Origin of the sequence: Legionella sainthelensi (assembly GCF_900637685.1) — a bacterium.
GTDB lineage: Bacteria > Pseudomonadota > Gammaproteobacteria > Legionellales > Legionellaceae > Legionella > Legionella sainthelensi.
In genome coordinates this window covers 2689270-2702843 of record NZ_LR134388.1, presented here as the reverse complement: position 1 = coordinate 2702843, position 13574 = coordinate 2689270, and the positions used below count along the sequence as shown (strand labels likewise).

The following is a 13574-nucleotide window of genomic DNA, read 5'->3' as shown; positions in this document are numbered from 1 at the left end:
TTATGAATTTTGCTTTAATATTAGTTGTCTTATCTTTTGTCAGTGGATTCATCTATCTGCTTGATGTTCTATTTTGGGCAAAAAAACGTGGAGAGGATCAAAACCCTAATAAAATTATTGAGTATTCGCGTTCATTCTTTCCTGTGTTTTTTATTGTTTTGATCTTGCGTTCTTTTCTCATTGAACCGTTCCGTATACCATCTGGTTCACTTGAACCTACCTTGTTGGTTGGGGATTTTGTGGCAGTGAATAAGTTTATTTATGGATTGAGACTACCCGTGTGGGAAAAGAAAGTCATTACTATATCCGATCCTAAAATCGGCGATATTGCGGTATTTCGCTGGCCTCCTGATCCTTCTTATGATTACATCAAAAGAGTGATTGGTATTCCTGGTGATAAAGTCAGTTACCACAATAAGGTATTAACCGTAAATGGAAAAGAAGCAAAGCAGACCTTTATTGAGTACACAATTGATGAGAGCTCTGGAAAAGCAGTATCTAAATATCAAGAAAATTTGAATGGAACGGTGCATGATATTTTTATCAGAACAGATGTCCCAGCCGTAGATTTTGACATTGTCGTTCCCGAAGGGAATTATTTTATGATGGGAGATAATCGAGATGATAGTGCAGATAGTAGATTTTGGGGATTTGTACCAGAACCTTATTTAAGAGGAAAAGCATTTTTGGTCTGGATGAGCTGGAATGGAAAAACAGATAATGTGCGTTGGTCAAAAATTGGAAAATTAATCCCCTAAGTTAAAATAAAAGGAAGACTTCTTAAAAGTAAACTCCTGGAGATTAGCTTTGGTCATTATGAGGAATTGTGCATGTATAAAGAGAAGGGAATGACTTTAATAGGAACAGTACTGACTATAATAGCAATCGTTATCGCAGCAACAGTAATCATGCGCGTCGTACCTGTTTATTTGCAATATTACTCTATAATTAAGTCCATTGATGATTTAAATTCTTTACCTGCATCTAATTTGACAGGAGATTCCATGCAGGATATTAATGAGTTGAAAGGTGTTTTGGATAAACATCTTGATATTAACGGAATAACCAGCTTAAAGGAAAATCAATTAACTATTGAACCTCTCGGGGCTAATAAATTTATGATCAGATTAAAATATCAAGTGATAAAGCCTTTAATATATAATGTGAGTTTATTATTTGATTTTAATCATAGCGAAGAGGTGGTAGCAGGCAGTGAAAATTGATTTAGAACGATTATGCCGACGATTAGGCTATCACTTTAAAAATAGTGCATATCTCAAGCAAGCGTTGACTCATTGCAGTGTTGGTAGTGAAAACTATGAACGTTTTGAATTTCTAGGTGATTCTATCTTAAGTTTTGTCATTGCAAATGAACTGTTTCATCGGTTTCCCTTGCAAAGCGAGGGTCAATTAAGTCGTTTGCGTTCGTTTCTCGTGCGAGGCGAGATGCTAGTCGAATTAGCTAAAGAGCTTGAGCTTGGTGATTTTCTTTATTTAGGCCAAGGAGAATTAAAAAGTGGTGGATTTCGTAGAGCGTCGATTCTTTCTGATGCGCTGGAAGCTGTTTTTGCAGCTGTTTTTCTGGATGGTGGCATAGATTGTGCAAAAGAAGTAATTCTAGAATTATATCGTTCTCGACTTGAAAGTCCTAATTTAAATGACTGCTTAAAAGATGCTAAAACGCAATTACAGGAATATTTGCAGGCAGAAAAAATTCCACTTCCTGAATATATATTAACTAAAGTAGAAGGTGATGAGCACAATCAAATTTTTTATATTACTTGTGCGGTTAATGGAATGAAAGAACAAACTTTTGGTCAAGGTTCTAATCGACGAAAAGCAGAGCAGTTAGCGGCTAAAGCAATGTTAGAGCGATTGCGTTCAAACAATCTCTAACAATATATGTAGGGACTATCCAAAAATACCCTTTCTACGTTAGGCTCCAAAGTGTTAGGGCTAGTAGAGACATAAAAGTATTTTCCCTTCTCGTTTTCACGAGAAGGAGTTATGCATTATTAATGAGGTGACTAATTAAACCTCCTAAGATTGAATTAAATACCCATATGCGTTGATGCAACTCGTTGGGCGGTGTCCACATCTAATTCAACACCAATTACCTCAGCAAAAGTTGAAGCGGTTTTCTTGTTAATTTCTAGGCTACTAAAAAAGCTATGTGGGCTTTTGGCATACGACCCTAATTCTTTCGCAATCACACAAAAATTATTATAAGCTTGCTTCTTCTCAACTCTATATAAATGCTCTGGTGTGTCTATGGTTATGTTTTGTCCTTGTTGCAGAATAATATCGTTATTAATACTCAATTGATTCTCGTCTTGTCTTGTCATGGTACGTCCTGTTAAACCAAGTAGGTTAATAGCTTCTTCTCTCAAGGCTTGACAAGGAAAAACCGCTACTAAATGCCCGGCTTCAATACTCCTTGGAATAAATAAAACGGTAGGTTTATCAGAGTAGGTCTTACCAATAGGAGATGTCATCATTGCAACAAAGTTATCGTGCGAGAGAATACTTGGAAATTTAAGAGCTAGCTCATTCTCAAACCGACCTTTGTAAAGCACTATGGGCTTAGGCTCGCAGAGTGCGCAAAGCTCGTTGTAAAATTCATTTAAGCTCACTAAAAACTGTGTCTCATGTACAATCGTCTTGTAATTTGATAGCAAAGTTCTCTTGAGAGTAATGTTCTACAAAGTTCTGTATTATTTGTAAAGGGTCATGTGTATTTTCAAATATGCTTTTTTCTTTGCTTAAGAAATGATACAGAGCACAATCTTGCTCGTTGTCCTTACTGATACTATCCAATGCATTGAAAACTTCTGGAAATTGACAATACATCTCACTTATACGAGCTCCGCTACGAAGTGTGCGCATATAATGATGTAATAAGTCTTGATGCTTTTTAAACAATACAACGGCATCTTCTTTTTGTAACATTCACATTCTCCTAAATGAAATCTAAAACCAGATTTAGGCTAGAGGTAAGATAAAAAAGGAGAAAAGAAACGATCATGAAATTGATTCATATTTAGACCTAAGACATCAAAAGAAATCAATTCTTTTTCATTCATTATCTAAACGACAGACCCGTTTTATTAATTAAAACTAAGTTTGAAACCAGTCCCCCAAATCCTCAATGCTTGAGAAGATAAGCCGTTTACTAAGCACTATTGCTTAGTGCCTTGTTAGCGCGTGAACACTATCATTGTTTTGGTAAAAATACAAACTACTTATTTACTATTTGAACTTATAGATTGATATGCACCGTTCATTTAATGGAGGTAGTGTAAACGGTTGTTTTAAATCATATCTTCTAAATTACTGCCGATCTCTAACCATTCTTCCTCTACTTGATTTAAATGGGAATGCGTAAGAGAGCGCTTTTGTAAGAGTTGATTTAATTTATTTTGTTGATTACTGTCCTCATAAAGACTGGCATCGCTAAGTTGCGTATCGAGTTGAGTGATTTCATCTTGATATTGTTCAATGAGTTGTTCTAATTTTTTAAGTCGATTTTGTAAAGCTTTTTTTTCTTTGTAGTCATTTGCAGCTGAAAAAGTCGTATTTTCTTTGATTGAATCTTTAGTTTGTAACCAAGAATAATAATCATCCAAATCACCATCAAAAGCCTGAACTTTTTGATGATAAACTAAGTAATAACTATCCACACTGGTTTTTAACATGTGGCGATCATGGGATATTAAAATTAACGCACCCTCATAACTTTGCAATGCGAGTTCGATTGCTGAGCGCATTCCAAGATCCAGGTGGTTAGTAGGTTCGTCCAACAAAAGTAAATTAGGTTTTAACCACACGAGTTTTGCTAAAGCAAGACGTGCTTTTTCTCCGCCAGAAAAGTGATGAATGGGTTGTACTGCCATATCACCTGTAAAATTAAAGCCGCCCAAAAAGTCACGTATAGCTTGCTCACGTACCTCTGGAGAAAGTATTTGGATTGTTTCGACTGGACTTAGATTGCAGTCCAATTGTTCTAATTGATGTTGTGCATAATAACCAATTTTTAAATGAGCAGAACGATGAATTGTGCCATTCAAAATGGATAAAGATCCGGTTAGTGTTTTAATAAAAGTTGATTTGCCTTCACCATTTGGTCCAAGTAGGGCTATTCTATCGCCAGGATTAAGGGATAGATTTATTTTTTTTAAAATAGGTTTTTCTGACTGATAACCAGCGTCAACCAGGTTGCATTGTATTAAAGGATTGCTTGCACGTGGACATGGAAAAAAATCAAATGAAAAAGGGGAGTCTATTTGCGCAGCGGCAATAATTTCCATTCGTGCTATTGCTTTGAGACGTCCTTGTGCTTGTTTGGCTTTAGTAGCTTTTGCTCTAAAGCGATTTACAAAAGACATCATATGATTGATTTTAGCTTGTTGCTTTTCATGCAAGGCTTGTTGTAATGCTAATTGTTGAGCATGAATGTTCTCAAAACAGCTGTAATTACCACTATAAAGTGTCAGATTTTGTTTCTCTATATGCAAAATATGAGTCACAAAGGCATCAAGAAACTCGCGGTCATGGGAAATAAGAATAATGGTGCTTGGGCTTTGTTTTAAAAAACGTTCCAGCCAAAAAATTGCTTCCATGTCTAAATGGTTAGTGGGCTCATCAAGTAACAGCAAATCAGCGGGTTTCATTAAGCAACGCGCAAGGCTTAAGCGCATACGCCACCCTCCAGAAAAGCTATTGACCGAAGCTTGATGCTGCTTCGCAAGAAAGCCTAGTCCCGACATAATGGTAGCTGCAATGGCCGGTTTGCTATAGCCTGCAGTATGGTTTAACTCCTCGTGACATAATAATACTTCAGCATCATTACCTGATGTTTCCGCTTCTTGTAAGCGCTGACATAACTTAATATAGCCATCATCACCGCCTAATACAAAGTCTAGTGCACATTCATCACTATCAGGCAATTGCTGTGATAAATGGCTGATAGTGAGTTGGGGATTAATTAAAAATTCACCTGTATCAGGCGCTAGCTTTTTCAGTAGAAAATCAAATAATGTTGATTTACCACATCCGTTATGACCAATTAGACCAATTTTTTGTTTTTCATAAAGAGTAACATTAACCTTATCCAATAAGATTTTATTGCCGCGGCTTAAAGTAATTTGACGAAGAGTAAGCATGATAAATTTTTAATTATTAATAAAATTAGAGGCACAAGCTAGATACTTTTATTGATGTGTATCTTAGGTGGAGCGTAGTTGACCTCAGTTATGCTGCGCTCTACCTGGTTACGGCTCAAAAGTGTACTTTCAATTTTTGAATTCTATCATAAATCTATTCAACTTGGTTCGGGCTCTATAGTTTTTTTCCGAGCTGATCGGTGTCTTGCATTTTTTTCAATATCAATGTAGCGATCTGTAGTTGCACTTGAACTATGGCCGGCGTCATCACGTACATGTTCTCGGGGGCGTATTTTCACATCTTCAGAAATTCCGGTATGTCTTAGCCAGTGAACAGTTGCTGCGGTTAAATTGTCGGCTTCCTCATCATGACCTTTGATGCGCAATTGCTCTTCGGCAAGATCAAAACATTGTTGAATAATTCTACGGATGGGAGCTGTATCACTCATGGGGCCATTTCCGCGAATTTTTGGAATGAGTGGGGAGTTATCTGCAGATGAAGGCAGTGGTGTTAACCCTAGAAAACTACGCCATCGTATTAAACTCTCTAACATTGCATCACTTACCGCGATTTGACGTTCTTTGTTCCCCTTTCCTACTGTAGTAAACCACCATTGACCATTATTGTCTTTAGCAAAGTCATTCATATTTGGTATCCAGCGATCACTGGCTGCAAGTTCAGATATTCGCAAATACATTCCAAATAACATGCTTAACATGAACCTGGTTCTCTCATGTTTCATTGGTGAGTCACTAGCAAGATATTCAGCCGCATCTAATACAGCACTCCATTGCATCAGACTTAAGCGGCGTATTGGTGTATTGTGCTGTGCCTTACGAATAAACTTACTCTTTTGACGTATCAAAGCCACTGGATTAGCAACTAAATATTCTTCAGCGATTAGAAAATTAAACAATGTACTTAAAATAGCAAATATTTCTTGGAGGGCACCTTGTGATAAACTAAAGTGTTCAATTGCTGGTTTTTGACCTCTCTTTAGTGCCGCTTTATTCAAAGTTACAACAAATGGCCTCCATTCTTCATTCGGAATACGTTTTCCTTCTTTCTCTATAAAGCGAGGCACCTTTTTTAAGCTTATCCAGGCATTAGGCGGCTTTTGGCAAAAGCGAATGTACTGTTCTATATCCTCTCGCTTCAATTGATCTAATGTAGAATTTTTAATTAGCCACGTCCATTGTAATAATCGTTCAGATTCTCTTCGATAACTATTAAATGTCCCTTGGCTACCTGTATAACTTTTAAGAAAACTCAAAGTGTAATTAAAATCGTTTTGAAATTTTACATCAGGAAGTACAACATGTTCCTGATTTTTATGTAGGTGATTGAGATTATCAAAAATGGGAAGTAGTTTAACTTTCATTATTTTGTAATGTGAAAGGAATAATGATTAATGCTAGCTGAAAATTAAGAAAGATACGAGTGAACAACTAAAAAGTTGTTGTGGGTTTGTTTTTGTCTATATGGATTAAAAAAAACCCTTTTGATTATTAAATCTAAATAAAAATGAAATAAATTAAAATTAATGAAAATTTAATGGTTTAGGATATTGACCTTAATGATGGCAGCTAGTATTATCAGCGCTCTGTCCTTGGGACGGGTTTTCGGGGTGTAGCGCAGTTTGGTAGCGCGCCTGCTTTGGGAGCAGGATGTCGGGGGTTCGAATCCCTCCACCCCGACCATTTTTTTGCGCCCGTAGCTCATCTGGATAGAGCATCGGCCTTCTAAGCCGAGGGTAGCAGGTTCGAATCCTGCCGGGCGTGCCAGCCCAGATCATTCCATAAGAGTTCTGGCAAAAATTATGGTGAGCGTAGCTCAGTTGGTAGAGCCCCGGGTTGTGATCCCGGTTGTCGTGGGTTCGAGTCCCATCGTTCACCCCATTTGAAAATCAAATGGTTTTAACACGAAAGATTTTATTTCGGTCTTTACAAGACTGGATTACTGATTGATAATCCAACCTGATTTGCGAAAGTGGCGGAATTGGTAGACGCACTGGATTTAGGTTCCAGCGGGGTGACCCGTGAGAGTTCGAGTCTCTCCTTTCGCACCATTATCATTATAAATTCCATGAGGTGAAATTAATGCAAGTTTCGGTTGAGACCCTAAAAGGTTTGGAGCGTAAGGTAACAGTTTCTGTACCTGCAGAGAAAGTTGAGGAAGAAGTGAGCTTACGTCTCAAGAATCTTGCTCGCAAAGTCAAAATAGATGGTTTTCGTCCTGGTAAAGTACCGTTGCATGTTGTTACGAACCGCTATTCTCACAGCGTTCGTGAAGAAGTCGCTCGCGATATGGTTCAGTCTACTTTATACGAAGCATTGCAAAAAAATGAATTAGTTCCCGCGGGTTATCCTTCTGTTGAACCTGAGCAACTTGAACAAGGTAAAGATTTTAAATATAGCGCAACATTTGAAGTAATGCCTGTATTTGAGATTGCTGAATTAAACCAAGCGCCGGTTGAGTTATGTCGCTCAGAAGTCACTGATAAAGATGTTGAACACATGCTTGATAAACTTCGTGAGCAAAATAAAGTATGGGATGATGTTTCTCGTGCGACCAAAAAAGACGACAAAGTCGTAATTGATTTTACAGGGTTCCTTGATGATAAGCCATTTGAAGGAGGCAGTGCCGAGGGGCATGAGTTGGTTCTTGGCTCAGGAGCAATGATACCTGGTTTCGAGGATGGAATTATTGGCAATAAAAAAGAGAACCCATTCGATATTAAAGTTACTTTCCCTGCTGACTATGGTCATAAAGAATTAGCAGGTAAAGAAGCTGTGTTCAATATCACGATTCATAAGGTAATGGAAGGAAAGCTACCTGAACTGGATGATGCATTCGCTGAAAAATTTAATATTAAAGAAGGGGGCGTAGATGCTCTCAAAAAAGATATTAAAGAAAATATGACCCGTGAATTAGACCGTCGTGTCAGTATGATGAATAGAGAAAAAATGTTTGATAAGTTAATGGAAGTTAATGAAATTCCATTACCTCTTGCATTAATCGACAAAGAAATTGAGCATTTGAAGCATGATATGTACCATCGTATTTTTGGACATGAACATCATGAGAATGAAAAAATACCTGATTTCCCACGTGAGCTTTTCGAAGAACAAGCCAAACGTCGAGTGCATCTTGGTTTACTATTTTCTGAATATGTTAAAAAACATCAAATTGTTCCCGATAAAGATAAAGTGAACGCCATGATCGAGAAATTTGCTGGTGCTTATGAAAACCCAGATGAGCTACGTACCTGGTATCAAAATAGCAAAGAGCATATGGCTGAAATCGAGGCGCTCGTTTTAGAGGAAATGGTTGCGGATAAAATCGCTGAAGATGCAAAAATTGAATATAAATCAAAGGACTATGATTCAATAATGAATCCTAAACCAGCGACTGAAGCGACAGAGAAAAAAGGAGAGTAAGTATATGTCAGGCTATTCAGAGAATATCATTCGTAATGCCAGTGGATTAGTACCAATGGTTATTGAGCAAACCTCACGAGGCGAGCGTTCATATGATATTTACTCAAGATTATTAAAAGAGCGAATTATTTTTCTTTTAGGTGAAGTTGAAGATCATATGGCTAATTTAGTGGTTGCTCAATTGCTGTTTCTTGAGTCTGAAAATCCTGAAAAAGACATTTCTCTATATATAAACTCACCGGGTGGCGTAGTTACGGCAGGATTGGCAATTTACGATACTATGCAATTCATCAAGCCCGACGTGAGTACCTTATGTATAGGTCAAGCAGCAAGTGCTGCTGCTTTATTGCTTTGCGCTGGTGCTGATGGAAAAAGATTTTGCTTGCCCAATTCACGAGTAATGATTCACCAACCTTTAGGTGGTTACCGCGGGCAGGCAACTGATATCGAAATCCATGCACGTGAGACTTTAACTGTAAGAGAACGACTAAACAATATAATGGCAAAGCATACTAAAAAAACGCCTGATCAAATTATGCGTGATACCGAGCGTGATAATTTTATGAGTGCTACACAAGCTGTTGAATATGGTCTTATTGATAAAGTGCTTTATGATAGAGAATCAGCGAGCAAGGCAGAATAATTATTTCTGTAAACCAGCGTGAGTTTATAATTCGTTAGCCTGGGTTAAAACGTTTTGATTCTTGAATATCAAGATATTTCCAGGATAGATACTGTTAATGCGAATCTTTTTGCTCCATGCGACTGGATATCAAAAGACATCGCGCCGGTTATGGATAGTATTGTCACTAGCCGGAAGTAGAATTATAAGCTGAATTTTAGAAAACTGAGCCGCAATTGCTGGGGAATTAAAACTTATTTATTTTTAAATTTGTTAGCTCCTACATATGCGGCTCACGTTTTTTAGAGTACTATAGTTTATACTGAATTACAGTGGCATATCTTTTTCTGATTGACTAATATTTTACATATATTATCTTTTCTGGTAATCGTTGTAAGAAGGGGTTTGGTTATGAGTAAATCCGGTAACGGAAGTGGTGAAAAAGTTTTGTATTGTTCTTTTTGCGGAAAGAGCCAGCATGAAGTAAAAAAGTTAATTGCAGGTCCTTCCGTATTTGTATGTGATGAGTGTGTTGAGCTATGTAACGATATAATTCGTGAAGAAACACATGATACACATGAGGAAGCTGAGGTACGTTTACCCTCACCTAAAGAAATTTCATGTTTCTTAGATGAATATGTTATAGGTCAAGCTCATGCAAAAAAAGTTTTGTCTGTAGCTGTTTATAACCACTACAAGCGATTACAACATAAAAGCGAAGATGGTGTTGAACTGGGAAAAAGCAACATTTTGCTTATAGGCCCAACAGGAAGTGGAAAGACCCTTTTAGCTCAAACATTAGCTCGTATTTTAAATGTTCCTTTTGCTATGGCGGATGCGACTACGCTTACTGAAGCAGGTTATGTTGGCGAAGACGTAGAAAATATCATACAGAAACTTTTACAAAAATGTGATTATGATGTAGATAAAGCACAGCATGGTATTGTTTATATCGATGAAATTGATAAGATTTCTCGAAAATCCGACAATCCTTCTATTACTCGTGATGTATCAGGCGAGGGTGTCCAACAAGCACTTTTGAAATTAATCGAAGGAACAATTGCCTCCGTTCCACCTCAAGGTGGCCGTAAACATCCACAACAAGAATTTTTACAAGTAGATACTTCTAATATCTTGTTTATTTGTGGTGGAGCATTTGCTGGTCTAGAAAAAGTAATCAGGGAGCGAAGTGATAAATCAGGCATTGGGTTTTCTGCACAGCTGAAAAACAAAAAAGATTCCAATGATGAAATTTCTAAAGTACTTAGCCAGTTAGAATCTGATGATCTTATTAAATATGGTTTAATTCCAGAGTTTGTGGGAAGACTGCCTGTAGTTACTACGTTACAAGAGCTTGATCAATCAGCGCTTATTGATATTTTAACTAATCCTAAAAATGCATTGACGAAACAATTCCAGTCTCTTTTCAAAATGGAGGATGTAGAGCTTGAATTTAGGGATGAAGCATTGGTAGCAATTGCTAAAAAAGCTTTAGAAAGAAAAATGGGTGCTCGAGGCTTGCGCGCAATACTTGAAAATATTCTTTTAGACACAATGTATGAATTACCTTCTCTTGAGGGAGTGATTAAAGTTGTGGTTGATGAGAGTGTTATAACCAGCTCGTCAAAACCGATTCTTATTTATGAACAAGATGGGATGAAGAGTGCAGCAGGCGGCCAAGAGTAAGCATTTCTACTCTGTATCTCTCCTGCACATAATGTAGGGGAGAAGTTCTTATAAGGGACTTTCTTAATTATAAAGCGTTGATTTCTTGCAATAACTCTCCCTTCCTTTTAAATTATAAGTTAGTAGTCATTAAAATATTAATTTTAAGTTTTCTGTTTAAATAAGGGTTCATTATGTCCATTGAAAATAAAGAAAGTTCGAATGAGACTGAAAAAATGTCCAACATACCTGTATTACCATTAAGAGACGTAGTGGTTTACCCTCATATGGTTATTCCTCTTTTTGTTGGCCGAGGAAAGTCAATTAAGGCCTTAGAAGCGGCTATGGTTGATAATAAACAAATTTTTTTAGTAGCACAGAAAAAATCATCAAATGATGATCCAGGTGAAGCTGATATTTTTCAGATAGGTACATTGTCAAGTGTGCTGCAGTTATTAAAATTGCCCGATGGAACCGTTAAAGTTTTAGTCGAAGGTGAAAAACGTGCTAAAGCTAAAGCATATCACCAGACGCAAGGATATTTAGAAGCCGAACTCGAGGTAATGGAGGATGAGAATGCAGCCATGCAGGAGCCTGATATAGGCATTTTAATGCGTTCTCTCATGTCGCAATTTGAACAATATATTAAACTTAATAAAAAAATCCCTCCTGAGGTTTTATCACCACTAGCCGGAATTGAAGAACCTGGTCGTTTAGCAGATACGATTGCCGCTCATCTCACTTTAAAAATTGATGACAAACAAGATTTATTAGAAACTTTAGATGTGGGAACTCGTCTCGAACGTTTGATGTCTGCAATTGAGAATGAAATTGATCTATTACATGTGGAGAAACGTGTAAGAGGTCGCGTAAAACGTCAAATGGAAAAAAGTCAGCGTGAGTACTACCTCAATGAGCAAATGAAGGCCATCCAAAAAGAATTAGGGGAATTAGGTGAAGAAGGCAATGAAATTGAACAACTCGAAAAATCAATTAATAAAGCCGGTATGCCTAAAGAAGCAAAAGAAAAATCTCTAGCCGAGCTTCATAAGCTAAAAATGATGTCACCTATGTCTGCAGAGGCTACCGTTATTCGGAATTATTTGGATTGGATGCTTGAAGTACCGTGGAAAAAAAGAACAAAAATTCAGTTTGATTTACTAAAAGCTGAAAAATTATTAGATAAAGAACATTATGGGCTAGAACAGGTTAAAAAGCGTATTATCGAATATCTGGCTGTTCAACAACGTGTAAAACGTCTAAAAGGACCTATCTTATGTTTGGTTGGACCTCCTGGAGTAGGTAAGACTTCATTGGGTCAATCGATTGCTAATGCTACGGGACGCACATTCATACGTATCGCTTTAGGCGGTGTTAGGGATGAAGCAGAGATTCGTGGTCATAGAAGAACTTATATCGGATCTATGCCTGGTAAAATCATCCAAAAACTCTGTAAAGCGGGTGTAAAAAATCCATTAATTATGCTTGATGAAGTCGATAAGATGGCTATGGACTTCCGAGGTGATCCGGCTGCAGCCTTATTAGAGGTATTGGATCCAGAACAAAATCATACTTTTAACGATCATTATCTTGAAGTTGACTATGATCTCAGTGATGTTATGTTCATTGCCACAGCGAACTCCCTGGAAATACCGGCACCATTATTAGATAGGATGGAGGTAATTCGTCTTGCTGGGTATACAGAGGACGAGAAAGTAAGTATTGCTGAAAAATATCTTGTGCCAAAACAAATCGTCTTAAATGGTTTAGATAATGAAGAAATCCATATTAGTGAAGGCGCTATACGAGAAATTATTCGTCACTATACGCGTGAAGCTGGTGTGCGTAACTTAGAACGAGATATTGCCAGTGTCTGTCGAAAAGTTGTAAAAGAAATTTTATCCAATAAAAAGATAAAAAAAATGGCTGTATCGCTTAATAATATTGAAAAATATCTTGGGGTGAAAAAATATAGATATGGTCTTGCTGAAGAATTTGATCAGGTTGGTCAAGTTACAGGATTGGCTTGGACGAGTGTTGGTGGAGAATTGCTTACCATTGAAGCCTCAATGATGCAGGGTAAAGGTAAAGTAACACATACAGGTCAATTAGGCGAAGTAATGCAAGAGTCCATTCATGCTGCGATGACGGTGGTACGAAGTCGCGCTAAAAAACTTGGTTTATCGGATGATTTTTACGATAAAAATGACTTCCATGTCCATGTCCCTGAAGGTGCTACTCCTAAAGATGGGCCAAGTGCTGGTATTGGCATGTGTACTGTTTTAGTTTCTGTAGTAACACAAATTCCAGTTAAAGCGGATGTAGCTATGACAGGTGAAATTACGCTAAGAGGACAAGTGTTACCTATTGGTGGTCTAAAAGAAAAATTATTGGCAGCGCATCGTGGTGGAATTAAACATGTGATTATCCCTGAAGAGAATGTTAAAGACTTAGAAGAGATACCTGATAATGTACTACGTAAGCTAACAATTCACCCTGTTAAGACCATTGAGCAGGTGCTAGAGCTCGCTTTACAACGCACTCCGTGGGTTGGTGAGGCAACAAATGATCAATCTGGCAAAAATGTTAATAAACGCTCAAAAAAAATTAAAAATAATGATTTACATGCCCATTAATACAGGGTATAGTTCGTTTCGTAGCCCGCCGATAGCGGGCTTTGCAAG

11 protein-coding genes and 4 tRNA genes are annotated in these 13574 nt (G+C 37.5%); 11 read left to right on the top strand and 4 right to left on the bottom strand.

Going from position 1 to position 13574, the window contains the following annotated elements; genetic code table 11:
- Window positions 1-2: 2 nt before the first annotated feature.
- From lepB to rnc, 3 genes are all read left to right on the top strand, one after another.
- Entirely contained in the window at window positions 3-758 is a 756-nt protein-coding gene (gene lepB, locus EL220_RS12000) for a signal peptidase I (RefSeq protein WP_027270215.1), read from the top strand.
- Window positions 759-830: 72 nt separating this feature from the next.
- Window positions 831-1223 (top strand): DUF4845 domain-containing protein, encoded by a 393-nt coding sequence (locus tag EL220_RS11995; RefSeq protein ID WP_027270214.1) that lies wholly within the window; start codon window positions 831-833, stop codon window positions 1221-1223.
- Entirely contained in the window at window positions 1213-1896 is a 684-nt protein-coding gene (rnc, locus tag EL220_RS11990) for a ribonuclease III (protein ID WP_027270213.1), read from the top strand. The genes EL220_RS11995 and rnc overlap by 11 nt, the downstream gene beginning before the upstream one ends.
- A gap of 155 nt (window positions 1897-2051) precedes the next feature.
- On the opposite strand, the gene EL220_RS11985 is transcribed toward rnc, so the two are convergent.
- The 4 genes from EL220_RS11985 to EL220_RS11970 all read right to left on the bottom strand — a co-directional run bounded on the left by EL220_RS11985 (window position 2052) and on the right by EL220_RS11970 (window position 6544).
- Complete coding sequence (locus EL220_RS11985) at window positions 2052-2633, bottom strand: hypothetical protein (RefSeq protein ID WP_027270212.1); 582 nt, start codon at window positions 2631-2633, stop codon at window positions 2052-2054.
- A 13-nt stretch (window positions 2634-2646) separates the two neighbouring features.
- Window positions 2647-2949 carry a hypothetical protein gene (locus EL220_RS11980; protein WP_027270211.1) on the bottom strand — a complete coding sequence of 101 codons (303 nt, stop codon included), beginning with the start codon at window positions 2947-2949 and terminating at the stop codon, window positions 2647-2649.
- A 362-nt stretch (window positions 2950-3311) separates the two neighbouring features.
- Window positions 3312-5162 carry an ABC-F family ATP-binding cassette domain-containing protein gene (locus EL220_RS11975; protein ID WP_027270210.1) on the bottom strand — a complete coding sequence of 617 codons (1851 nt, stop codon included), beginning with the start codon at window positions 5160-5162 and terminating at the stop codon, window positions 3312-3314.
- A 158-nt stretch (window positions 5163-5320) separates the two neighbouring features.
- The gene (locus tag EL220_RS11970; protein ID WP_027270209.1) at window positions 5321-6544 is read right to left on the bottom strand and encodes a tyrosine-type recombinase/integrase; all 1224 of its coding nucleotides are present in this window, start codon (window positions 6542-6544) and stop codon (window positions 5321-5323) included.
- Window positions 6545-6786: 242 nt separating this feature from the next.
- Between EL220_RS11970 and EL220_RS11965 the strand changes: the two genes are divergently transcribed.
- The 8 genes from EL220_RS11965 to lon all read left to right on the top strand — a co-directional run bounded on the left by EL220_RS11965 (window position 6787) and on the right by lon (window position 13526).
- A tRNA-Pro gene (locus tag EL220_RS11965) sits at window positions 6787-6863 on the top strand.
- A gap of 7 nt (window positions 6864-6870) precedes the next feature.
- Window positions 6871-6947, top strand: a tRNA-Arg gene (locus EL220_RS11960).
- Between the two features lie 38 nt (window positions 6948-6985).
- Window positions 6986-7061 (top strand) — tRNA-His (locus tag EL220_RS11955).
- 85 nt (window positions 7062-7146) lie between these two features.
- Window positions 7147-7231, top strand: a tRNA-Leu gene (locus EL220_RS11950).
- A gap of 31 nt (window positions 7232-7262) precedes the next feature.
- Window positions 7263-8603 (top strand): trigger factor, encoded by a 1341-nt coding sequence (tig, locus tag EL220_RS11945; RefSeq protein ID WP_027270208.1) that lies wholly within the window; start codon window positions 7263-7265, stop codon window positions 8601-8603.
- 4 nt (window positions 8604-8607) lie between these two features.
- Window positions 8608-9246: an ATP-dependent Clp endopeptidase proteolytic subunit ClpP gene (clpP, locus tag EL220_RS11940; protein ID WP_027270207.1), complete on the top strand. Its 639-nt coding sequence runs from the start codon at window positions 8608-8610 to the stop codon at window positions 9244-9246.
- 390 nt (window positions 9247-9636) lie between these two features.
- Window positions 9637-10911, top strand: a complete 1275-nt coding sequence (gene clpX, locus EL220_RS11935) for an ATP-dependent Clp protease ATP-binding subunit ClpX (protein WP_027270206.1) — start codon at window positions 9637-9639, stop codon at window positions 10909-10911.
- Window positions 10912-11084: 173 nt separating this feature from the next.
- Window positions 11085-13526: an endopeptidase La gene (gene lon / locus EL220_RS11930; protein ID WP_027270205.1), complete on the top strand. Its 2442-nt coding sequence runs from the start codon at window positions 11085-11087 to the stop codon at window positions 13524-13526.
- The last annotated feature ends 48 nt before the right edge of the window (window positions 13527-13574 follow it).

Coding starts and splice junctions, on each gene's coding strand:
- lepB (WP_027270215.1), top strand. CDS start 3: ATGAATTTTGCTTTAATATTAGTTGTCTTATCTTTTGTCAGTGGATTC.
- EL220_RS11995 (WP_027270214.1), top strand. CDS start 831: ATGTATAAAGAGAAGGGAATGACTTTAATAGGAACAGTACTGACTATA.
- EL220_RS11980 (WP_027270211.1), bottom strand. CDS start 2,949: ATGTTACAAAAAGAAGATGCCGTTGTATTGTTTAAAAAGCATCAAGAC.
- EL220_RS11975 (WP_027270210.1), bottom strand. CDS start 5,162: ATGCTTACTCTTCGTCAAATTACTTTAAGCCGCGGCAATAAAATCTTA.
- EL220_RS11970 (WP_027270209.1), bottom strand. CDS start 6,544: ATGAAAGTTAAACTACTTCCCATTTTTGATAATCTCAATCACCTACAT.
- tig (WP_027270208.1), top strand. CDS start 7,263: ATGCAAGTTTCGGTTGAGACCCTAAAAGGTTTGGAGCGTAAGGTAACA.
- clpP (WP_027270207.1), top strand. CDS start 8,608: ATGTCAGGCTATTCAGAGAATATCATTCGTAATGCCAGTGGATTAGTA.
- clpX (WP_027270206.1), top strand. CDS start 9,637: ATGAGTAAATCCGGTAACGGAAGTGGTGAAAAAGTTTTGTATTGTTCT.
- lon (WP_027270205.1), top strand. CDS start 11,085: ATGTCCATTGAAAATAAAGAAAGTTCGAATGAGACTGAAAAAATGTCC.